Annotated in this window: 27 protein-coding genes; 15 read left to right on the forward strand and 12 right to left on the reverse strand. The window is 63.3% G+C overall.

All coding sequences use genetic code 11. The annotated features are described in order from the left end of the window. Window positions 1-66 precede the first annotated feature (66 nt). Both OZ411_RS10170 and OZ411_RS10175 read right to left on the reverse strand, forming a co-directional pair. On the reverse strand, window positions 67-426 hold the full coding sequence (locus OZ411_RS10170) for a GFA family protein (RefSeq protein ID WP_282527815.1): 360 nt from the start codon (window positions 424-426) through the stop codon (window positions 67-69). A gap of 80 nt (window positions 427-506) precedes the next feature. Then, window positions 507-986 carry a hypothetical protein gene (locus tag OZ411_RS10175; protein ID WP_130583864.1) on the reverse strand — a complete coding sequence of 160 codons (480 nt, stop codon included), beginning with the start codon at window positions 984-986 and terminating at the stop codon, window positions 507-509. Between the two features lie 157 nt (window positions 987-1,143). On the opposite strand from OZ411_RS10175, the gene OZ411_RS10180 reads away from it, so the two are divergent. Genes OZ411_RS10180 through OZ411_RS10190 form a run of 3 tightly spaced genes read left to right on the forward strand, consistent with a single transcriptional unit; the run spans window position 1,144 to window position 3,427 of the window. Next, window positions 1,144-1,374, forward strand: a complete 231-nt coding sequence (locus OZ411_RS10180; RefSeq protein ID WP_130583767.1) for a hypothetical protein — start codon at window positions 1,144-1,146, stop codon at window positions 1,372-1,374. Next, on the forward strand, window positions 1,371-1,718 hold the full coding sequence (locus OZ411_RS10185) for a type II toxin-antitoxin system RelE/ParE family toxin (RefSeq protein ID WP_282527816.1): 348 nt from the start codon (window positions 1,371-1,373) through the stop codon (window positions 1,716-1,718). Before OZ411_RS10180 ends, OZ411_RS10185 begins: the two co-directional genes overlap by 4 nt. A 53-nt stretch (window positions 1,719-1,771) precedes the next feature. Then, window positions 1,772-3,427 (forward strand): fumarate hydratase, encoded by a 1,656-nt coding sequence (locus OZ411_RS10190; RefSeq protein ID WP_282527817.1) that lies wholly within the window; start codon window positions 1,772-1,774, stop codon window positions 3,425-3,427. A gap of 241 nt (window positions 3,428-3,668) precedes the next feature. On the opposite strand, the gene OZ411_RS10195 is transcribed toward OZ411_RS10190, so the two are convergent. The 4 genes from OZ411_RS10195 to OZ411_RS10210 all read right to left on the reverse strand — a co-directional run bounded on the left by OZ411_RS10195 (window position 3,669) and on the right by OZ411_RS10210 (window position 6,856). Beyond that, complete coding sequence (locus tag OZ411_RS10195; RefSeq protein ID WP_282527818.1) at window positions 3,669-3,965, reverse strand: hypothetical protein; 297 nt, start codon at window positions 3,963-3,965, stop codon at window positions 3,669-3,671. Window positions 3,966-4,058: 93 nt separating this feature from the next. After that, complete coding sequence (locus OZ411_RS10200) at window positions 4,059-4,613, reverse strand: septation protein IspZ (RefSeq protein ID WP_282527819.1); 555 nt, start codon at window positions 4,611-4,613, stop codon at window positions 4,059-4,061. 22 nt (window positions 4,614-4,635) lie between these two features. Beyond that, window positions 4,636-5,214 carry a hypothetical protein gene (locus OZ411_RS10205; protein WP_282527820.1) on the reverse strand — a complete coding sequence of 193 codons (579 nt, stop codon included), beginning with the start codon at window positions 5,212-5,214 and terminating at the stop codon, window positions 4,636-4,638. A 238-nt stretch (window positions 5,215-5,452) separates the two neighbouring features. Then, entirely contained in the window at window positions 5,453-6,856 is a 1,404-nt protein-coding gene (locus OZ411_RS10210; RefSeq protein ID WP_282527821.1) for a carotenoid oxygenase family protein, read from the reverse strand. Between the two features lie 111 nt (window positions 6,857-6,967). Between OZ411_RS10210 and OZ411_RS10215 the strand changes: the two genes are divergently transcribed. Both OZ411_RS10215 and OZ411_RS10220 read left to right on the forward strand, forming a co-directional pair. Further along, a complete protein-coding gene (locus OZ411_RS10215) occupies window positions 6,968-7,693 on the forward strand; it encodes a WHG domain-containing protein (RefSeq protein WP_282527822.1) in 726 nt (241 codons plus the stop codon). A gap of 309 nt (window positions 7,694-8,002) precedes the next feature. After that, window positions 8,003-8,680, forward strand: coding sequence for an SET domain-containing protein (locus OZ411_RS10220; protein WP_282527823.1), 678 nt, complete (start codon window positions 8,003-8,005; stop codon window positions 8,678-8,680). Here OZ411_RS10220 and OZ411_RS10225 read toward each other — a convergent pair. After that, window positions 8,677-9,105 carry an Rrf2 family transcriptional regulator gene (locus OZ411_RS10225; RefSeq protein WP_282527824.1) on the reverse strand — a complete coding sequence of 143 codons (429 nt, stop codon included), beginning with the start codon at window positions 9,103-9,105 and terminating at the stop codon, window positions 8,677-8,679. The genes OZ411_RS10220 and OZ411_RS10225 overlap by 4 nt on opposite strands. Window positions 9,106-9,189: 84 nt before the next feature. On the opposite strand from OZ411_RS10225, the gene OZ411_RS10230 reads away from it, so the two are divergent. Next, window positions 9,190-9,648, forward strand: a complete 459-nt coding sequence (locus OZ411_RS10230) for a group III truncated hemoglobin (protein ID WP_282527825.1) — start codon at window positions 9,190-9,192, stop codon at window positions 9,646-9,648. Window positions 9,649-9,745: 97 nt separating this feature from the next. On the opposite strand, the gene OZ411_RS10235 is transcribed toward OZ411_RS10230, so the two are convergent. After that, window positions 9,746-9,973, reverse strand: coding sequence for a hypothetical protein (locus OZ411_RS10235; protein ID WP_282527826.1), 228 nt, complete (start codon window positions 9,971-9,973; stop codon window positions 9,746-9,748). A 121-nt stretch (window positions 9,974-10,094) separates the two neighbouring features. On the opposite strand from OZ411_RS10235, the gene OZ411_RS10240 reads away from it, so the two are divergent. The 3 genes from OZ411_RS10240 to OZ411_RS10250 all read left to right on the forward strand — a co-directional run bounded on the left by OZ411_RS10240 (window position 10,095) and on the right by OZ411_RS10250 (window position 12,412). Then, a complete protein-coding gene (locus OZ411_RS10240; protein ID WP_282527827.1) occupies window positions 10,095-10,916 on the forward strand; it encodes a helix-turn-helix transcriptional regulator in 822 nt (273 codons plus the stop codon). A 60-nt stretch (window positions 10,917-10,976) separates the two neighbouring features. Continuing rightward, window positions 10,977-11,642, forward strand: coding sequence for a DsbA family oxidoreductase (locus OZ411_RS10245; RefSeq protein ID WP_282527828.1), 666 nt, complete (start codon window positions 10,977-10,979; stop codon window positions 11,640-11,642). Between the two features lie 131 nt (window positions 11,643-11,773). Next, window positions 11,774-12,412 (forward strand): NIPSNAP family protein, encoded by a 639-nt coding sequence (locus OZ411_RS10250; RefSeq protein ID WP_282527829.1) that lies wholly within the window; start codon window positions 11,774-11,776, stop codon window positions 12,410-12,412. A 27-nt stretch (window positions 12,413-12,439) separates the two neighbouring features. Here OZ411_RS10250 and OZ411_RS10255 read toward each other — a convergent pair whose 3' ends face one another. The 3 genes from OZ411_RS10255 to OZ411_RS10265 form a co-directional block, all read right to left on the reverse strand. Next, window positions 12,440-13,609 (reverse strand): GNAT family N-acetyltransferase, encoded by a 1,170-nt coding sequence (locus OZ411_RS10255; RefSeq protein ID WP_282527840.1) that lies wholly within the window; start codon window positions 13,607-13,609, stop codon window positions 12,440-12,442. Between the two features lie 250 nt (window positions 13,610-13,859). Continuing rightward, window positions 13,860-14,189, reverse strand: a complete 330-nt coding sequence (locus tag OZ411_RS10260) for a hypothetical protein (RefSeq protein WP_282527830.1) — start codon at window positions 14,187-14,189, stop codon at window positions 13,860-13,862. A 177-nt stretch (window positions 14,190-14,366) separates the two neighbouring features. Then, window positions 14,367-14,711 (reverse strand): hypothetical protein, encoded by a 345-nt coding sequence (locus OZ411_RS10265; RefSeq protein ID WP_282527831.1) that lies wholly within the window; start codon window positions 14,709-14,711, stop codon window positions 14,367-14,369. A 218-nt stretch (window positions 14,712-14,929) separates the two neighbouring features. Between OZ411_RS10265 and OZ411_RS10270 the strand changes: the two genes are divergently transcribed. The 4 genes from OZ411_RS10270 (at window position 14,930) to OZ411_RS10285 (ending at window position 19,332) form a co-directional block, all read left to right on the forward strand. Then, a complete protein-coding gene (locus OZ411_RS10270; protein WP_282527832.1) occupies window positions 14,930-15,163 on the forward strand; it encodes a hypothetical protein in 234 nt (77 codons plus the stop codon). A 163-nt stretch (window positions 15,164-15,326) separates the two neighbouring features. Next, window positions 15,327-16,778, forward strand: coding sequence for a caspase family protein (locus tag OZ411_RS10275; protein ID WP_282527833.1), 1,452 nt, complete (start codon window positions 15,327-15,329; stop codon window positions 16,776-16,778). A 67-nt stretch (window positions 16,779-16,845) separates the two neighbouring features. Beyond that, entirely contained in the window at window positions 16,846-18,876 is a 2,031-nt protein-coding gene (locus OZ411_RS10280) for a pyrroloquinoline quinone-dependent dehydrogenase (protein ID WP_282527834.1), read from the forward strand. A 162-nt stretch (window positions 18,877-19,038) separates the two neighbouring features. Continuing rightward, a complete protein-coding gene (locus tag OZ411_RS10285) occupies window positions 19,039-19,332 on the forward strand; it encodes an HdeA/HdeB family chaperone (RefSeq protein WP_282527835.1) in 294 nt (97 codons plus the stop codon). Between the two features lie 240 nt (window positions 19,333-19,572). On the opposite strand, the gene OZ411_RS10290 is transcribed toward OZ411_RS10285, so the two are convergent. After that, entirely contained in the window at window positions 19,573-20,034 is a 462-nt protein-coding gene (locus OZ411_RS10290; RefSeq protein WP_282527836.1) for a PaaI family thioesterase, read from the reverse strand. A gap of 191 nt (window positions 20,035-20,225) precedes the next feature. Between OZ411_RS10290 and OZ411_RS10295 the strand changes: the two genes are divergently transcribed. Continuing rightward, the gene (locus OZ411_RS10295; protein ID WP_130582300.1) at window positions 20,226-20,504 is read left to right on the forward strand and encodes a hypothetical protein; all 279 of its coding nucleotides are present in this window, start codon (window positions 20,226-20,228) and stop codon (window positions 20,502-20,504) included. An 82-nt stretch (window positions 20,505-20,586) separates the two neighbouring features. Continuing rightward, complete coding sequence (locus OZ411_RS10300) at window positions 20,587-20,817, forward strand: hypothetical protein (RefSeq protein WP_130582301.1); 231 nt, start codon at window positions 20,587-20,589, stop codon at window positions 20,815-20,817. Window positions 20,818-20,888: the final 71 nt, after the last annotated feature.

Below are 20,888 nucleotides of genomic sequence, written 5' to 3' on the forward strand. Positions count from 1 at the left end.
ACCGCTCGTAATGGTGGGCACGCTCCGCTTTGCCCACCTACGACACCACCATCCTACGGCGCTGTCTTACAGATTCTTCCCGTCGAACGGCGTCATTGCGAGCTTCGACAGTTCGATGCCGTCGATGCAGCTCACGTTCAGCGCCACCACATCGGTGCCATCGGGCTTCTTGCCGTAGGCAAACACCTCGGCGCCGCAATCGAGGCAGAATTGATGGCGGATGGCGTGCTTGTTGAAGAGATATTCCTTCAAATTCTCCTCGCCGGCGCGGAGCTGAAAACTCCTCGGCGGCAGGAAGGTGAAATGCAGGCCCTTTTTGGTGCAGATCGAGCAGTTGCAATTGGTCACCACCGCGAGATCGGAGGTGCATTCGAAGCGCACCTGTCCGCAATGGCAGCCGCCGGTATAGGTTTTGCTGTCAGGCATGACTCTTCCTCACCGCATCCGGGGAATGCATGATAACGCAGCGGCTCGGCGCGGTCAGCAGGTCCCGGGCCGCGGAAGCGCTATTCGTCCTTGCCGCGGGTGATCGCGATCGACGCCTCGGTCTTGGTACGCGTGCATTCCATGTTGAGGCGGCGGAAGCGCATGCTGACCTTGTCGCCGCGTAGCAGGCCCATGCGCTTCAGGCAGCGCGTGGCGCCGGTCGTGGTGTCGTCCTTCGGCACGGTGAAGATGATCGCCGCCGCCGAGCTGACCAGTTGAAAGAATTCCGGCTTCGGTCGCCGGTCGCCCTTGGCATAGAGTTCGACGGAGTAGCTCTTGCCGCGGCAGCCGAGCGACAATTCCCTGGTCGCGGGATGGGTGAGGTAGACGATGTTGGCGGCCTTGAAATTGACCTTGAGGCCGTCGATCTGGCTGGCAAGCTGCTTGGCGATGTCGTCGCACTGGTCGGCGTGCGCCGGCGAAGCGGCGAGGGCGATGAAAAGCCCGAGCACGGCGGCGAGCGCTACGGCATGAACGCTTGATACGAGTGTTCTCGTCATGAAATACCCCCCAGCGGCACACAACTGTACCGTCAGGGTTCATGCAAGGTCTGCCGGATTACGTCAATATGTTGAGCATGGGCGTCCGGGCGTTGCTGGCGATCCAGAGCGCCCTGACGAGGGTGATTTGCAGGGCTTGTTGTGCTAGACTGATGTTATGACAAAGCTACTTCAGGAAGCACTGCGGCAGGTCGAGCAATTGCCGCCCAGCGAACAGGACGCAGCCGCGGGTGCATTGCTCGACTACGTCAAGCACATGCGCGAGATGCAGCTGACCGAGGAGCAGGTCGAGGAAGTCCGCCGCCGCAGGTCTGATCCTAATCGGCAGCTCGTGTCTCACGAAGAGGCGCGCAACCGCATTGCACGGCTGGTCGGCGGCGATAGATGAAACTCGTCTTCGACGATCAAGCGATCGCCGATATCGAAAATATCTATCATTGGATCGCTCAGGACAGTCCCGCTGCGGCCAAGGCCGTGGTGGAGCGGCTATTCAGCAGCATCGAACTGCTGTCCTCGTTTCCATTCATGGGGCGAGTTGGCGTCGACGCCGACACTTTCGAATGGCCAGACCGCGGCTGCCCTACATCGCCGTCTATGAAGTCGATCGAGCGCAGGAGCGGATCATCGTCGCCGCGGTGTTTCACGGAGCCCAGGATCGAGAGGCTGGCAAGCCCCCGAAACGATGAATCCGGCATTCCCGGCACGCCTTTCCTTTACGGCAAAAATGCTTAGAACGGCTCTAGATGCCGGGCCGACGTTCCCGGCCCCAACCTGAGATCATGCCCATGAACGCTCCCACCGCTTTCCCCGACCAGTCCAAGCCTGTTCCGCCCTACAAGCACACGCCGTTGTTCCCACTGGGGCAGGACACGACGCCGTACAAGAAGGTGACGGCCGAGGGCGTGCGCGTCGAGAAGGTGCTGGGCAGGGACATGCTGGTGGTGTCGCGCGAGGCGCTGCGGGCGTTGTCGGAGGCGGCGTTCGGCGAAATCAACCATTATTTGCGTCCGGGGCATCTGAAGCAGTTGCGCAGCATCCTTGACGACAAGGAAGCCAGCGACAACGATAAGTTCGTGGCCTTCGACTTCCTGAAGAACGCCAATATCGCCGCCGGCGGCGTGCTGCCGATGTGCCAGGACACCGGCACCGCGATCATCATGGGCAAGAAGGGCTGCAACGTCATCACCGAGGGCGATGACGAGGCGGCGCTGTCGGAAGGCGCGCGAGACGCTTACTTGCGCCGCAACCTGCGCTATTCGCAGGTGGCGCCGCTGTCGATGTATGAGGAGAAGAACACCGCCAACAACATGCCGGCGCAGTGCGAGATCTACGCCGAGGGCGATGACGCCTACAAGTTCATGTTCATGGCCAAGGGCGGCGGCAGCGCCAACAAGAGCTTCCTGTTCCAGGCGACGCCGTCGGTGCTGACCAAGGATCGGCTGCTGGCGTTTTTGAAGGAGAAGATCCTCACGCTCGGCACCGCTGCGTGCCCGCCTTATCATCTGGCGATCGTGATCGGCGGCACCTCGGCCGAACTCTGCATGAAGACGGTGAAGCTCGCGTCCGCCCGCTATCTCGACGCGCTGCCGACGCACGGCTCGGCCGACGGCAATGCGTTCCGCGATCTGGAGATGGAGCAGGAAATCCACAAGATGACGCAAAGCTTGGGGGTAGGCGCGCAGTTCGGCGGCAAGTATTTCTGCCACGACGTGCGCGTGATCCGGCTGCCGCGCCATGGCGCCTCGTTGCCGATCGGGCTTGGCGTCTCCTGCTCGGCCGACCGCCAGGTGCTCGGCAAGATCACAAAGGACGGCGTCTATCTGGAGGAGCTCGAGCATAATCCGGCGCAGTATCTGCCGCAGGTCGAGCAGTCGCTTGGCGGGGAGGTCGTCAAGATCGATCTCAATCAGCCGATGAAGGACATTCTGGCGACGCTGTCGAAGCATCCGACCAAGACGCGGGTTTCGATGACCGGCACCATGATCGTGGCGCGCGACGCGGCGCATGCCAAGCTGCGTGAGCGGCTGGATCGCGGCGAGCCGCTGCCGGATTACTTCAAGAACCATCCGGTCTATTACGCCGGTCCGGCCAAGACGCCGGACGGTTACGCGTCCGGCGCGTTCGGCCCGACCACGGCGGGGCGCATGGATTCCTTCGTCGACCAGTTCCAGGCTGCCGGCGGCTCGATGGTGATGGTGGCGAAAGGCAACCGCGCGCCGGCGGTGCGCGAAGCCTGCAAGAAGCACGGCGGCTTCTATCTCGGCTCGATCGGGGGCGCCGCGGCGAACCTCGCCGAGCACTGTATCAAGAAGGTCGAGGTGGTCGAATATCCCGAGCTCGGCATGGAAGCGATCTGGCGCATCGAGGTCGTGGATTTTCCGGCCTTCATCATCGTCGATGACAAGGGCAACGACTTCTTCAAGGAGTTGAATCTGGGCTGAGGTTGCGCAACGGCCTCACAACACGTCATGGCCGGGCTTGAACCGGCCATCCATCATTCCAAGAAGATAGATACGCGGGTCAAGCCCGCGTATGACGACCGAATTTGCGGCAAATGCTGCGCCTATAGAGCGTTTTCGAGCGAAGTGGACACCGGTTCGCGTGAAGAAAACGCGTTAAAACAAGAATCTAGAGCTTCGGTTCTGATACAATCAGAACCGAAAATGCTCTAGTGGCGCCAGCTTACGCCCTGGTCCCCGTGAACGGGAAGCTGCCCATCGGGCCGATGCCCATTTCGCCGGCGATGCTGTCGCCCGACACCTTTCCGGTGAATTCGAGCGTGAGCGGCATCGGGTTGGTGATGGAAACCTTCCAGGCGACATCGTCGCCCTTGGCCGTGCCGTCGAAGATCTCAACCGAATCGCCCTCGGCGCCCTGCGTGCCCGTGAGCGTGCCGCCCGAGTTTTTCAGCGACAGCGTCGCCTGCCGATCGCCCATCGGCGTGCTCATGGTGAGATTCCAGTTTCCGTCCACCGCCATGCCTGTCTCCCCGAGGTTCAATGGTGAAGCTTGGGCGGCGGGTATAGCCTATCTCGCCGCGCAAGCCCAACGATCTATTCCGGCGTGCGGTGATTAAGCGCGCGCGGCGGCGCGCAGCCGGCTCGTCACAATGATGCGGAAGAGGACGTATTGGATCGCGAAGGCTGCGATCTTCAAGCCGGCGGCTACCACCGTCACATAGGCGGCCCACAGCTTGATGTCGCCGGTCGCGGCCACCGCGATGGTGCCGGCGCCGATGGCGAACATCAGTGCCGCCCAGGCGTAGCCGGCGAAGGTCACATATTCCGGAATGGTTTGCACCACGATCGGCGGCATGTAGCGCAGCATCCAGCCGCGCTTGAGCATGATCGCGCCGATCGCGAAATGCGCGATCGACGGCTTTGCCATGACGAAGCGCGGATCGTTGGTGAGCAGGGTCGCGCTGCCGAGCACGATCACCAGCGCAGGGCTTGCCCAGGTCATGAACCCGAGCGTCTCGCCCTTGATGCGGGAATACACCACCTGCGCGATCGCGCCGGCAATCGCGATCCCCGTCGCGAGCAGAACGCTGTCGGTGGCGAGATAGATCACCAGGAACACGATGGTCGAGAAGAAGTCGGTGGCGAGCCTTGCGAAGACGTCCTTCATCGTGATGTTCCCCCTGCGATACTCAGTTCGCACTGGGTAGCGCGCTGACGGGATGCGTGCCGTATTTCGTCATCCGGTAGTGCGGATACCACTTGGTAAAGAAGACCGCACAGTTGCGCGCGGCGAACGCAATCAGCAGCCCGCTCCACAGCGGCAAGCTCGGCATATAGACGATGGCGATGTTGCCGACCATCATCAGCACCGCTGCCATGGTCCAGGCCCAGGTGATGACGTAGTTGACGCGCAGGAAGCCGGGTTGCTGCGTCGTCTTGGCGTCAACCACTTCGCGTGCATATTGCAGCGTGAAGGGACGGCCGGCCAGGATCGAACCAAGCGAAACCAGGAAAATGCCCGTATCGACTGCGAACCTCACCGAAGCCGTGCCGAGGTGCTGATCGACGAAAGCGACATAGAGGCCGATCGCGGCGAAGGTGATCACCGAGCCGACGCCGAGGATCTTGATCGAGAGGCCGCGCATCGCGTCGAATGCGATGACCGCCAGGCATATCGCGGCGGCGGCAAACAGGCTGGCAGTCGCCGACGTCACCAGCAGCAAGGCAGCGAAGGCGCCATAGGGGGCGAGGATGAGAAAGATCGTCATGGCCGCCTCTCCAGGCTGATCTTGACAATGTAAAGATAAACTAGAGGCGCCGAGGGAAGCCGTCAAGCGAAATCTTTACAGTGTCAAAATAACGGTGAGATCGGATAAGTCGAGATTTTTCAGCTGTTTAGAGCGTCGCTCCGGGTGCGCATCAGCGCGATGCCGGAGTTGTGAGTCGATCACCGCCGGATTCCGGGGCATCGCTGCGTCCCGGAATGACGCAGAGCGTGGCGCGAGCTCAATTCGCGCCAACCCAATTGCCGTGGAAGCCGTCGGGCACGCGGTGGCCGAGATGGACCAATGCGATCGGGCCGGCCTGGACGTCGTGCGCGTTGAACACGGCGAGGTCGCTGCGGTTCTCCCGGGCACGCCAGACCACCGCGAGCAGCCAGCCGTCGCCCTCGGCAGCATCGCTGCCGCGCTCAACGAACACCGGTTCCGAGATGGTGTCGCCGGCGGGCAGGAGATACTGGCCAACGCGCTTGCCCGTGCCATCGACATGCACGATCCCGGAGAGCGCGCCGAACATCGGCAGCTCAGGATTGGCGCAGGCGTACCAGCCATGGGCGAAGGCATAGCCGGCGCGGCGATCGTCGATGCGCGGGAATTCGCCGGTGAGGTCGTCGAGATAGGTTTGCGTGAAGCGGTCGGTATTGCCGGCCAGATCGAAGGTCCAGCGGCAATAGCGCGCGCGGTTCTTCTTCGGATCCGTCGGTGAGCCGTCGGGATGGTTGAACAGCGGCGCTTCCTCGAACTGCATGACGTCGGCGATGATGCGGCTGCCTTCCTCCCAGGCGTTCACCACGTGGAACACGTAGCAGCTCTCGGCGCGGAACCAGGTGATATCTTGCGCGGAGCCGTTGCGCTTCATCACGCCGACATAGGCGCCCTTGTCCGGCTCCCAGGCGTAAGGCGCACGCCCGTGCATTGCGCGCTCCATGCTGCCGGTGACCGGCAGGATCGGAAACAGCAGATGGTTCTCGGTGACGATGAAGTCGTGCACCATGCTGGCATAGGGCGATTCAAAACGTTCGAAGCGCGTCACCACGCCGGACGAATTGACCGAGCCGAAGGAAAGGGCAGGGGTCAGGGGGCCTGCGGCGTTGTAGCCGAAGAACACGAGCTCGCCGGTCTTCGGGTCGATCTTGGGATGCGCGGTGAAAGGGCCCTGGATGGCGCCGCTATAATCGCAATAGCCAAGCCGGTTCAGCGTGCCGGGCTCGATCTCGGTCGGCAGATGGCCTTCCTCGAGTGCGAGCAGGCGGCCGGCGTGGCGGATGATGTTGGTGTTGGCGACGCCGCCGTCAGTGGTGGTCGCCGGCGGCGCATCCGACAGCTTGCGGCCGAAGCCGCCGAAGAGTGCGCGGCCTGCGTCATGCTCGGCCTGCCATTTCGGCGTGCGGACCCAGCGATTGCGATAGCTGGCGCGGCCGTTCTCGAGATGGAAGGCGTGTAGCATGCCGTCGCCGACAAACCAATGTGCGCCGGGGGACTCGAATTGCGGATTGGGCCCGTTGCGATAGAGCGTGCCGTTAAGCTCGCGCGGCAGCTCGCCCGATATTTTCAAGAACGGCGCGTCCGCCTCAAAAGGGATCGGCGCCAGGTTGGGCCGCGGTGTCTCAGCGATCGCCTGATCAAGCATCGTCACTCCCTCCATGTTATCTTTACATCGTAAAGATAGAAATACAGGTGGTCGCGCTGATCGTCAAGCAAAATCTTTACAGTGTCAAAATTGCGACCTATAAGGATTCGCATGACGAGATTGTCGAGAGAAAACAAGGCGAAGACGTCGCCGCCGAAAGCCCGGAAGGCGGCGAAACAAGCGGTCGCGAGGCCGGCGCGCCGGCCTCGCCGGTCGGGCGAGGCGCCCTATCACCATGGCGCGCTGCACGAGGCGCTGCTGACGGCGGCCGAGCGCGTGCTCGAGCGCGACGGATTGGCGGGGCTGACGTTGCGCGCGGTGGCGCGCGAGGCCGGCGTTTCGCACGCCGCGCCGACGCATCATTTCGGCGATCTCACCGGCCTGCTCAGCGAACTCGCCGCCATCGGCTTCCGCCAGTTCAACGACGCGATGCGCACCGCCGTCGCAGGCGCCGCCACCATTGCGGAGAAAGGGCTGGCGCGCGCAAAGGCCTATATCGCCTATGCGCAGGCGCATCCGGGCATGTACGGCTTGATGTTCCGCACCGAGCGGCTCGATATGTCCAGGCCCTCGCTGCACGAGGCCGCAGGCGCTGCCTTTGCCGGCCTTGCCGGTGCGGTCGGCGAAAGCCGCCACGAGCATATCGAGGAGCAGAAGCTGTCGCTTGACCAGGCCGCTGCGATCGTGCGTGCCTGGTCGCTGGTGCACGGCTTCACCACGCTGCTGCTCGACGACCGCCTCTCCAACATACTGAAGCGGCTGCCCGAGGGCACATCGGTCGAGACGCTGCTGGATGCGATGCTGCGCAGTTCGGCCTTCCGTCCGCCGGCCAATTAAGCGTTTTCGAGCGAAGCATGCCCTCGGACTTGATCCGAGGGTGGACACCGGTTCGCGTGAAGCAAACGCGTCATGCAGGCCTTCACACAGGAACCGCGATGAGATGATGTTCTCATCTCCTTGTTTGAGCGTGATCTTTTCGGAAAGCCGCTTCCCACTTGACCGGATCACGCTTTAACTCGGATGTGTTCATTGTGGGCAAGGTTCAACGGAGAGCGCGAAACACCTGACAGCGGCGCTGAATTGTCCTAGAAGAGCGGCTCCGCACAGCCGTCGCTTGTGCGAAGCGTCCGTTCATTCAACATTACCATGCCCTCGATATCGCCCAATAAACCCTATCGCGTCGGCCGTTCCCGCACCGGACTCGGCCTTTTTGCCACCAAGCCGATCAAGAAGGGTGCCAGGATCATCCGCTATTTCGGACCGCTCCTGGATTCCAAGAAGAAGGAAGAGGACGAGATCGAGAACAAATATCTGTTCGAGCTCACCAACCGCTGGACCATCGACGGCTCGATCCGCGAGAACGTCGCCCGCTATATCAACCATTCCTGCAGGCCGAACTCGGAATCCGACGTCAAGCCGCGCAAGCGCAAGATCTTTATCCGCGCCATCAAGAACATCGAGCCGGGCGAGGAGATCAGCTACGATTACGGCACCGATTATTTCAAAGCCTATTTGAAGCCGATCGGCTGCAAATGCGATTCCTGCGAGAAGAAGCGCAAGAAGAAGCGTGCCGAGGCGCGGGCGGAACGGCTGAAGCTGAAGGAGAAGGCCGAGCGCAAGGCGAAACGCAAGGCCGAGAAGGTTGCCAAGGAAAAGGCCAAAGCCCAAGAGAAGGCCAAAGAAGAGAAGGCCAAAGAAAAGGCGAAAAAGAAGAACGGCAAGGCCAACGGCAAGTATCTGAACGGCTCGGGCCGCCCCAAGCCCGCCGGAAAGAAGGTCGTCGCCGGAAAACGCAAGAGCTCAGCCGCGCCACTTCACGCCTAGATTGGCCTGACCGCCTTTGGCCGCGCCGGATAGGCGCATTCGGCGAGCGTCGTCGCATCGAGCTCGCGCAAGAAGGCTTCGCGCGCCGCTGCCAGTCTTCCCTTCAGGCGGCAGCGCGGCGTCAGCACGCAGGCGCCGCCATCCTCACGAAAACATTCGACCAGCGCCTGGTCGTTCTCCAACGCGCGCACGACCTCGCCGAGCGTGATCGCCTGCGGCGGCCGCGCCAGCGCAAAGCCGCCGCCAGCCCCGCGCTGGGTGATGATGAAGCCGCTATCTGCAAGGTTCCGCACGATCTTCGCCAGGTGATTGCGCGAAATGCCGAATTCCGCGGCGATCTCGCTGGTCGCAAACGAGCGCGTCGGTTCGCCCGCGAGCCGCATCAGGGCGCGTAGGGCGAAATCGGTAAACAAAGTGAGGCGCATGGGAGCCCCGCAAAAATCCGGTTTTGCGAAACAGCCATACTGCCCTAAATGGGTATTTAGAATACCTATTTGAGGAGAGCTGGCATGACAGGGGCAGAGCGGCGCGAGCAGATCACGGCCGACATCGTCGCCAAGACCGGCATCACCGAGGCCATGATCGAGCACCTCGTGCACGGCTTCTATGACAAAGTTCGTGCCGATGCGGTGCTTGGGCCGGTGTTCGAAGCACGCATACAGGATTGGGGGCCGCATCTTTCGCAGATGTGCGCGTTCTGGTCGTCGGTCGCGCTGATGACCGGCCGTTATCATGGCACGCCGATGGCAAAACACCTGCCGCTGCCGGTCGACGCCGGTCATTTCGACCGCTGGCTTGAATTGTTCGAACAGGCCGCGCGCGAAATCTGTCCGCCGGAGGCAGCGGCGCATTTCATCGAGCGCGCGGAGCGGATCGCCGCCAGCCTCGAACTCGGCATCGCCGGCGCGCAAGGCGTGATGCTCGGCAAGGGCGAGCGATTGCGGGGCGGCGGGGCCGCAAACGCCTGAGCTGTGGTCCAACCCAAGAGAAAAAATCGGCCGCCGCGAGCGTTCACGGCGGCCGTTGTTTTTGAGCCGGCTGGTAAAAGCGCAGCCTGGTTGATGTTCAGCGGAACAGCCGACGGAACTGGCGCATGAGACGCAACGGACAAAGCCGCTTCGCTGCCCTGGTCTCGGCGGCTTGCACCTGCGCGACGACGTAGATGCCGGTCGAGTAGACCAGCGGTTCCGGTAGCTGCAGCGAACGCGCGATCAGCCATGTCGCGAGGTTGAGCAGCCACGCAACGATGTTGGCAATGGACGGGAAGGGGCTCGGCTCGGGTCTCATGGTCATCTCCTCGTGCTCCCAAAAGATGATCCGGTCCGCGCGCCTTTTCGATTACCTGGCACGTAAGCGGTTTCGATTACCTCGGACGTAATGGAATGGCCGAAAGCCGCGTGGTAGTTTTCCATCCATGAACGCACATGCATCCACGGCGCGGGCCGAACCAAGCAGGCCGATTCATGTCGGCGATCACTTGCGCGAATGGCGGCAGCGCCGCCATCTGAGCCAGCTCGATCTCGCAATCGAAGCGGATATTTCGGCGCGCCATTTGAGCTTCGTGGAAACCGGCCGTGCTGCGCCGTCGCGCGAGATGGTGCTGAAGCTGGCCGAACGGCTGGAGGTGCCCTTGCGTGAACGCAACGTGCTCTTGGTCGCCGCCGGCTTCGCGCCGGCTTTCCCGCAGCGCTCGCTCGACGATCCCGCGCTGAAATCCGCGCGGCAGGCGATCGACCTGGTGTTGAAGGCGCATGAGCCGAATCCGGCGCTGGCCTATGACCGGCACTGGAATCTGGTCACCGCCAACCGCATGGTGGCGCCGCTGCTCGAGGGCATTCCGCAGCGCCTGCTCGGCCAGCCCTTCAACATCCTCAAGCTTGCCTTTCATCCCGAAGGGCTGGCGGCACGCACGGTCAATCTTGCCGAATGGACCGGTCACCTTCTGGAGCGGCTGCACCGGCAATGCGAGGCGACGGCCGATCCGGAATTGCTGAAGCTTTATCAGGACCTGAAGAGCTATCCGATCCCGGCGCGCTCGGGACCGCTGCCGCCGGACAATGTCGCAATCCCGCTCAAGCTGCGCCACGATGGCGGGGTGTTGAGCTTCTTCTCCACCACCATGGTATTCGGCACGCCGGTCGATATCACGCTGTCGGAACTGGCATTGGAAACCTTCTTTCCCGCCGACGATGTGACCGCCGAGCGGCTAAAGCAGATGGCTGACGCCATGAAATAGCGGCTTGTCGGGGTTCCCTTCGGAGCTTATCTCTGCGTCTTTCCAGCGGAGGAACGCCCGATGAGCACCCTGAAGCCGCTTCGTCTCGACATCGTTTCCGACGTCGTCTGCCCCTGGTGCTATATCGGCAAACGGCGGATCGAAAATGCACTCGAGCTGGTGCCGGATGTGCCGGTCGAACTGCATTGGCGGCCGTTCTTCCTCAATGCCTGGGTGCCGCGCGAGGGCATCAGCCGCGACGAATATCTTACCGCGAAGTTCGGCTCGGTCGAGGCCTATAAGGGTATCGCCGGGCGCGTCGTCACCGCCGCGGGCGAGGAAGGGTTGACCTATCGCCCGGATCTCGTGAAGCGACAGCCCAACACCATCGATTGCCATCGCCTGATCCATTGGGCGGAAGCGAGCGGCAAGGCCCCCGAGATGAAGCAGCGGCTGATGGAGCTTTACTTCCGCGACGGCGGCGACCTCACCGACATCGACGTGCTGGTGCAGGCAGCGGCCGATGTCGGGCTTGATGCTGACGACGTGCGCAAGCGTCTTGCAACCGATGAAGATGTCGCGCTGATCTCGGCGCAGGCGCAGGAGGCGTCCGACAAAGGCATCTCCGGCGTGCCGACCTTCGTGTTCGCGCAGAAATACGCGGTCTCCGGCGCGCAGCCCGCCGAACAGCTCGCCCGCGCCATCCGCCAGGTTTCCGCCGAGATCAACGCCGAGGCGGCGGAGTAACTCCGTAGCCCGGGTGGAACGCAGCGCAACCCGGGACACCTGCATCAGCGTCTTCGAGAGTCCCGGGTTGCGCTGCGCTTCACCCGGGCTACGGGCTGCCAAAAACATCAAAAGAAAATTGGGAGAACGTCATGCTCTATGAGCTCCGGACCTACACGGTGAAGCCCGGGTCCGTCGGCGAGATGGTCAAAGCAGCGAGTACCGTGTCGCGCGACATCCGCAAGGATGACTACGGCAAGCTCGAAGGCTATTGGATGACCGAGATCGGTCCCCTCAATCAAGTCATGCACCTGTGGAGCTATAAGGATTTTGACGAGCGGAGCAGGCTGCGCGGCGAACTTGCCAAAAATTCGCGCTGGACCGGCGAGTATGTTCCGCTGATCCGTCCGCTACTGCAGCGTCAGGATATCCGCCTGCTCAACGCGGTGAAGCCACCGGTTGCTCCGGCATCGACGGGCAATATCTACGAATTCCGCAACTATCGCGCCAAGCCAGGCGGCGCCGTCAGGCAATGGCTCGAAGCGCTCGCCGAGGCGCTGCCGGCGCGCGAGAAATACTCCAAAATCGTCGGCCTCTGGCAGACCGAGGCAGGTCAGCCGAACGAAGTCTGCCACATCTGGGCCTATCCCAGCCTCAACGCCCGCGTTGAGGCCCGCGCGAACGCCCTGAAAGATCCGGCGTGGCAGGAATTCCTCCGCAAAGGCGGCCCGCTGCTCGACGAGATGCACTCGACCATCATGCTGCCTGCGCCCCACTCGCCATTGCAGTGAGGTATGGGACGAATGCCGTGAGCGCGTTCAGTGGGATTTGCCTCGGCTTCTGATCAACCGAACAACGCCACGTGCGGTCTCTTCCGCGGAACGGTGCAGGGTCAGCGCGGTGTGGATCATTGGCACCAGCGGATCGTATCGCCGCAGCGGGATCAGCACGTCGCCGATGGCAAAGCGCCCGCGCCAGATCGGGTTGATCATGGGATGGTCGGGCGCTGCGGTTGAATCCACCGAGCGGATCGCCGGATCGCTGCAGAGATGGCGCGTCAGATCGAGCGTCAACTGCACGCCCGGCGAATATTTGGCAAAGCGCTCGTCGATGCCGAGCTTGAAATAGAACGCGCGGTCCTGGTGCCGCAGCACGATCGCGCCTGCGACCGGGGTGTCGCCGGCGCGGAGCGTCACGATCTCGCATTGGCCGGTTTCGGCAAGCGCCGCGGTGGCGCGACGGATGAAGATGACGTCGCCATCATGCTGGACGAGCGCGGTGCCGCGCTTGCCTTTCCAGCCGCTGGCTTCGAGGGCGAGGAAGGTTTCAAGCGCGGTTGCGACTTCATTCGGTGTGCGCGCCACCTCGAAGCTGATAGCGCCATGGTCGGCAAGACGATGACGCAGCCGGCGGAGTTCCTTCAGCTTCTTGGCTCCGAGTGCGTCGAGCAGCAGTTCGTCGGCATTGCGCGTCGCGTCGAGGCAGGCGCGAAGGTATGACTGCATCAGGCGCGGACGCATGCCGTTGAGCCGCAGCACTTCGGTGAAGGCCCGCATCGCCTTGCCGTCCAGCGACATGTCGCGCAGGATCAGCGCATGCGCACCGGCCTTGCGCGCTTCCTGCATCAACCGCTCCACTGCTGCTTCGGCGAGGTCACAATCAAGCGGCGGCGTGCACAGCGTGCCATAGGGTTGTGCGCTCATCAGCGCGGGCAGGGGGATCTTACAGGCGCGCCACATCGAGATGACCGGCAACAGCCCGATCATCCGCGCCGGTCCGTCATAGGCGAGCGGAGCATCGCTGAAGGCGCTGAGCGCCAGCGCGCCCGTGCGGCCGCGCGCCGAAGCGCTCACCGCCAACACCCAGTCCGGCAGGTAATAGGCGTTCGGCTCCGCCACGTGCTCGGCGAGCGCGCGCCATTGGCCCATGGGAATATCGGCAAGCGGCGCGAGCGCAGGACTGCCGTTCGACGGCGCATGCGCCGGCATGGCATCATCAATCGATGCGCGATGGACAACCGTTTTATCGGCGATCTCGGCCACTTTCCCCGCTTCCCCGTGCGTGAGCGATGGAGGGACTGTCGACGTCGCCCCTCGTCATCGCACTCGGAAGACTAGCGGAAGAAATGCAAAATACGGTTGGTTCGGCGCTGCAATTCGAGCGGTAATGTTAACGGGTTGTTCAGCAAGAAGGAGCCGCCGAAACGCGTTCGGCGGCTCCTTTTGTCTTGTTCAGTGCTTACCAGCGATCGTCACCGACGCCGATACCCACGGTCCCGCCGGGCGTACGAATGCCGACGCCCGCGCGCGGGCCGCCATCGTAGTCGCGATATTCGCGGCGTTCGATGTAGCGTTCGCGCGGCATGTAGTTATAGGAATCGCGGACGATCACGCGACTGCCGCCGCGGGTGCGATAGCAGCGCCCGTCATCGTCGCAGACCATGCGGACCTGCTGCACGAATTCAGGGCTGCTGTACTCCGTGGTGCTGTAAATGTCAGTGGCCTTGGCCGCGCTGCCGACAGACAACGCGCCGACGCCGGCCAGCAAAGCGATTGCAAACGTCTTCATGGTTCCGCCTCCGCATAGATACTGCCCTCGCGTCTGACAAAGCTGCGCGGAGGGTTTCGTTCCGAAGGAACTGGCTTGATGGTAGGTTCCGTTCGCGCGCGTGAGGCGCTCGCTCGCGAACGGGCATTGTTTTTTTTCGGCACTGAGGTGGAACGATTCCGCGATTGGGAGCAGAGATCAGATCGGCTCGTAATTCTCCGTCGCGCAAGTATCGTCGCCGTCGACACGGCGGCGGTCGGCGATGCCTCCTTCATTGATGAAGACGCGATAGGTCTGCGTGCCCAAGGGCTGGCCCATCACCGATGTCAGTTCAGCGCGCACGCAGGCGGTCCATCCCAGTCCGCGCGGATCATGCAGCGGTTGCGAGACGCGGACATTGGCGGGACGCGAAGTCGATACGAACACCGAGTCCAGTTTTTCGCTGACCAGCCGCTTGATGTCGGGCGGTGCTTCAAGCGGCGGCGGCTCGGCCTCCCTGGCGCGCAAGAACGCCGGCATTGGCAGCGGCGAGCGGCTATCCACGAAGCCGCAACCACCCAGTGTAGCCGCCAAACCTAACAGCAATGTAATGCGAGCGCCGCCCTGTCCCATTTCGATGTACTTACCTTGTTCAAACCAACATTGGTGACCTCGCGGGGGGCGCTACCGATCAACTATTGCTGAAATTGGTCCGGCGGCACGCTATGCTGCCGTTTTCCAGTATGAAGATACCGGGACTGGGTGGCAGGGAGAGAACGACAATGCGCAAGTTAACGGTCGCCGCGGCGGTATTGGCGCTGATGGCGATGCCAGCCGATGCCCAGATGGGTGGCAAGCGGCATCGCGGCGACGCGGCCGGAAGCAAGCAGGACAGCAAGCCGAAGGTCGACGAGAAGGCTTACAAGGCTGCGCTCGAACGCATCCCCGAGCCCAAGGAGAAATACGATCCCTGGGGCGTGGCACGGCCGACGGAGTCTGCGAAGAAATCGAAGTGATCTGACGGCAATTCGTCGTCGAACAACGCTGCGATGTCGATGGGGGCCTGCGACACATCGCCCTCGATACGCAAGCCATCCTGCGATCGGCCGGCGAGGTTGAACCTTGCCGTCAAAGCTCACGACCAATCCGGCAAGCCATCGCATTGCCGGAGGTCGTTCGATGTCGCGCCGCTCGCTCGCCAGACTGCTTGTTTCCGCTGCCGTGCTGCTCGGCACCTCGCCCGCTTTGGCCGAGAACCGGCTGGCGCTGGTGATCGGACAATCCGCCTACAAGTCGGTGCCAGTGCTGCCCAACCCGGCCAATGACGCCAAGGCGATGACGCAGCTCCTCACCGATTCGGGCTTCCAGGTGGTATCGGCTTCCGACCTCTCGCAGAATGAATTCCGGGCCAAGGTCAGCGAATTCGCCGGCGAGGTCGCGGCGAAGGGCGCAGATACCGTGGCGCTGGTGTTCTATGCCGGCCACGGCCTGCAGGTCGATGGCGAGAATTTCCTCGTTCCGACCGATGTCGATCCCAAGCGCGAGGCCGACATTCCGATCCAGGCGGTGCGCCTCAATGATGTCCTGAACACGCTGAATTCGGTGCCGAGCAAGATGCGCATCCTTTTGCTCGACGCATGCCGCAACAACCCGTTCCCGGAGCTCAAGAGCGCCGGCCACGGGCTTGCGGTCGTCGACGCCAAGACCGGCGCGCCCGGCACTTTCCTGTCGTTCTCGACCTCGCCCGGCGCGGAAGCCGAAGACGGCGACGGCAGCAATAGTCCCTACACGACGGCGCTGCTCGCGGCAGCGAAGGAGGCGGCGCCGATCGAGGAGACCCTCAAGCGCGTTCGTGTCGCCGTGAACAAGGCGACGGATGGCCGTCAGACGCCGTGGGACAGCTCGTCGCTGACCGAGGATTTCCGCTTCGTGGCAGGCACGAACGCTGCCGCGCCAAGACTCGCATCGGCCAAGCGCACGGTCGAGCAATGGAAGGGCGACTTGCAAGGCAAGCCGGTCGAGACCGCCAATGAGATCATCGTCGCCGATGGCACCGACGAAGCCTATGAAGCCTTTGCCGCGCTCTATGCTTCGACGCCGCGCGGGCTGCAGGCGCGTGACTGGCTCGATCGCCATCGCCGCATGGTCGCCTGGAACAACGCCGTCCTGATCAACACCGCGGCCGGCTATCGCGCCTTCCTCGCGCAATATCCGGACAGCGATCTCACCGCGACCGCGCGCAAGCTGGAGGAGCGGCTGCGCAACCGCCCGAACATGGCGCTGGCACTCGCAGCGCCCGTCAGCGTGCCCGCGACCAACGCGGCGCTGACCTGTCCCTGCAACGCGCCGTCGCAACCGGCGCCGCTCAAAAGGGTCGATACACCAGCCAGGAAGCGTGCCGAGCCGGCGCCGCCCAAGCGCGCCAGCACACCGCCGCGCCGTGTCGTCGAGGAAGAGGACGTCGTGGTCGTGCGCCGTCCGCCGCCGCGCGTCGTCTACGAGCCCGCCGGACCGCCAGTCTCGATCGGAATCGGGATCGGCGTGGGCGGCGGCTATGGCCGACCCGGCGGCTACGGCGGCTATGGCGGACGCGGTGGCGATGGCTGGAGCGGCCGCAGGGGTGGATACTGAGCCGGTAATGGCGTAATTCATCCGGGGAAGATGCAGTAGTCGATGACCACATCTTCAGCGGGACGCCATGCGCCATCTTGTCCGCCTGCTTGCCGTGTTGTGTCTCGCGACGCCGGCCCTCGCATGGGAGCATTGGGGCGGTGATCCCGGCGGATCGCGCTTCTCGCCGCTCAAAGAGATCACGCCTGACAATGTCGCCAACCTGATCCGCGCCTGGGAATTCCGGACTGGCGATCTCGACCGCCGCGCGCCGGAGGTGATGCGGCGGACGAAATTCCAGGCGACGCCGCTGTTCGTCGAGGACAGCCTGGTGTTCTGCTCGCCGTTCAACGAGGTGATCGCGCTCGATCCCGGGACCGGCGCGCAAAAGTGGCGCTACGATCCTGCTATCAACACCAACCAGCGTCCCGCCAACCGTTATGTCTGCCGCGGCGTCACCTATTGGGTCGACGACAATGCGCCCGCGGGAGCGGTCTGCCGATCGCGGATCTTCATGGGCACCAACGATGCCCGTCTGATCGCGCTCGATGCGAAGAGCGGGATTCCTTGCGCCGGTTTCGGCAATGGCGGCGAGGTCAGGCTCGAGATCGGCATGACACTGGAATGGCCGGGCGAGTTTCAGGTGACCTCGCCGCCGATGGTCGGCCGCGGCGTGATCGTGGTCGGCTCCGCGATCGGCGACAACCGCCGCGTCGACGCGCCGCGCGGCGTGGTGCGCGCCTTCGATGCGCGCAGCGGAGCGCCGCGCTGGAATTTCGATCCGCTGCGGCATGACGGCATCGAGGCGGGCCACGCCAATGTCTGGGCGCCGATGTCGGTGGACGAAACGCGCGGCCTGGTGTTCCTGCCGACGACGTCGCCGAGCCCGGACTTCTGGGGCGGCAAGCGTCCGGGCAACAACGAGCATGCCAACTCGGTCGTCGCGCTGCGCATCGAGACGGGTGAACTGGTATGGTCGTTCCAGACCGTGCATCACGATCTCTGGGATTACGACCTGCCGGCCCAGCCGACGCTGGCGCGGATCGATGTCAGCGAGGCCATGCGCGACGTCGTGATCCAGCCGACCAAGCAGGGTTTTGTCTTCGTGCTCGACCGCAATACCGGCAGACCGGTGTGGCCGGTCGAGGAGCGCGCGGTGCCGCAAGGCACGGCGGACGGCGAGAGGCCTTCGCCGACGGAGCCGTTCCCGACCCACGTGCCGACGCTCGTGCCGCAGAAGATCTCGGTCGACGACGCGTTCGATCCGTTTCCGCTTCTCGGCCGCTCCTGCAAGGAGCAATTCGCAAACGCGCGCAGCGATGGACTCTACACGCCACCATCGACGCAAGGCACGCTGCTGTTTCCATTCACCGGCGGCGGCGTGAACTGGGGCGGCGTCGCGTTCGATCCGCTCCATCAGATCCTCTACGCCAACGTCAGCCGCGCCGTGCATCTGATAAAGTTGATCCCGCGCGAGCAGGCGATTGGCTTCAATCCGCCGCCCGGCCATGATTTCGGCCGGCAGGAGGGCGCGCCTTTCGCGATGTCGCGCGCGGTGGTGACTTCGCCGCTCGGGTTGCCATGCAACAACCCGCCCTGGGGCGAGATGGTCGCGGTCGACCTGAGGGGTGGCAAGATTCTCTGGCGTTCAACGGTCGGCACGACGGAGGATCGCGCGCCGCTCGGTATCGCCTTCCACTGGGGTACGCCGCTGGTGAATGGCGTGGTGGTCACCGCGGGCGGAATAGTCTTCACCGGCGCGATGGATGCGTATTTGCGCGCGTTCGATGCCAGGACTGGCCGGGAGTTGTGGCAGGGCCGGCTGCCGGTGCCAGGCGTTGCCAATCCCATGACCTATCTCTGGAAGGGCGAGCAATATGTCGTGATCGGCGCCGGCGGCCATTCGGAAGCGGGCACGACGATCGGCGACAGCGTGGTGGCTTTCCGTCTGCCGCGACAGGGCGAAGCGCCATCGCTGCGGTCGCGCACGATCGACCGGCCGGGCGGACGCTTCCTTGGCGGTGCGATTTCAGCGGGGCTCGTTCTTGCGATCATGGTCGCTGTAGCATGGCGATGGCGCCGCGCGCGGCGCGATCGTTCAACGAAATCCACAGTGTGACTTCTCACTCCGCGCAGGAGGTCGACAAGCGCTTGGATTCAGTGCGTGCCGAGCTTGCGCGAGCATTCTGATTCCGCATACGACAGCGGCCGCGGAAGCAAGCTCAAGCAGCTTTGCGGAAACCGTCGATATTTTTGGCGCCACGCGCCGATGGAGATTGTGATGAAGACAAAAGTTTCTATCCTGTTTGCCGCTACCATCGCGCTGTGGTCGGTGCCCGCCGGCGCCACCGTCCTCGACCTCTCGACCATGAGCTGCAAGCAATTCCTCGACAGCGGCGACGACACCATCAGGCTGGTGCTGACCTGGATGGACGGCTGGTACAAGGGCGACTCCGACGAAGCGATCATCGATACCGACGTGTTCGTCGACAACGCCAAGAAGTTCGGCAGCTATTGCGGGAAGAACCCGAACGTCAGCATCGTCAATGCCGCCGAAGCGGTGCTCGGCAAGTAGCGCGGCATCCCCGGGGTCATTCCGAGGCGCGCGCAAGCGCGAACTATGATGTGCAATTGCACATCGGAGAATCCATTGAACCGCATGCGCAAGCGTCGAAATGGACACCGCGTCATTGCGAGCGCAGCGAAGCAATCCATCGCGCCACTTGCGGAGACATGGATTGCTTCGCTGCGCTCGCAATGACGGAAATCTCACCGCGAGATTGCGATCGTAGCGTCTCTTACGCCCCAAATGCCGTCACAACATCGCAAACGCGCTCGACACCATCGCCACCGGCTTGTTGTCGGTGGCCGAGAGCAGCGTGACGCGGCCGAAACTCATGGTGCGGCCGAGGCGGACGACGCGCGCGTCCGCCAGCACGTCGGCGGCACTCACCGCGCGCATGAAATGCGTGGTCTGGTCGACGGTGGTCATCGGCCGATAGCTGCGGTTGGCGGCGAGGTTGGCGATGACCATCGATGTATCCGCGAACGCCATCAGCGCCTGGCCGCAGACGACGCCGCCGTGACGGCACAGCCGTTCGGAGAACGGCATGCGCAAGACCGCACCGGGCTGCCAATCGGCGCCGGCCTCCCGCGGCGGCGCAGCATCAAAACCTTCGATCGAGAGATTGAGATCGAGCACCCAGGGGGCAAATACCTCGCCGAGCAGGCGCCGCGCATCATCGATGCCGAATTCCGTGACCTGTTCTTGCTGCATGGGGCGCTCGTTCCTCTCCCTGGATGATGATGGTATTCTAGAGGGCATTCCGGGGAAGGGAACAGCAGGGCGGCCGGCTTGAAATTGCCAGACTTTTGGCGCCGGATCGCACCTGCGGCCTGCTTTGCGGTGCGGCTTGGGCGATGCTATACGCCAAGCCAACCTCGAGGGGAGTAGTAAGGGAGCATCTCATGAGAATTCTGGGCGCCATCGCTGTCGCGGCGCTGCTGGCAACGCCGGCCTACGCGCAAATTTCGACCCCCCATATCAACCTGCTTGGCGACGGGCCGACGAAGACGCCGGACGAGATCGAGCAGGACCAGATCAGGGATAAGGCCTACAGGGAATCGCTGAAGAAGATTCCGGACGCCAAGACGTCATCCGATCCGTGGGGTACCGTGCGGAGCGACGCCCCCAAGGCCGCCACCCCGGCCAAGCCGAAGACCAAGACCGGCAGCGCGCAGCAGTAGCGCCGGCGTCGACGCGGAGACTCGGATTCGGTCTCCGCTCTCCCTATATTTGGCCGGTCGTCACCTGGTTTGGAATTGCGACATGGCCTTGCGTCCGCGTGATCTTGCGAGCCGAATGGCTGCCCGGCGAAAGCGGGGCGACGGCTTCATGCGCGAGACCTTTACCCTGCCGCGCGACGAGGCGCGGCTGAAGGCGCGCGACTTCCTCAACCGGTATCCCAAGGCCGCCTATATGAGCGCGGTGGAAAGCTGGCGCGAATTGCCCGGCGACAGGATCGAATTCACGATGCGGCGTCTTGCCAGCGCCGATTGAGAGCTAGAGCGTTTTCGAGCGAAGTGGACACCGGTTCGCGTGAAGAAAACGCGTCAAAACAAGAATCTAGA

It is taken from the genome of Bradyrhizobium sp. Arg237L, from assembly GCF_029990105.1.
Lineage (GTDB): Bacteria > Pseudomonadota > Alphaproteobacteria > Rhizobiales > Xanthobacteraceae > Bradyrhizobium.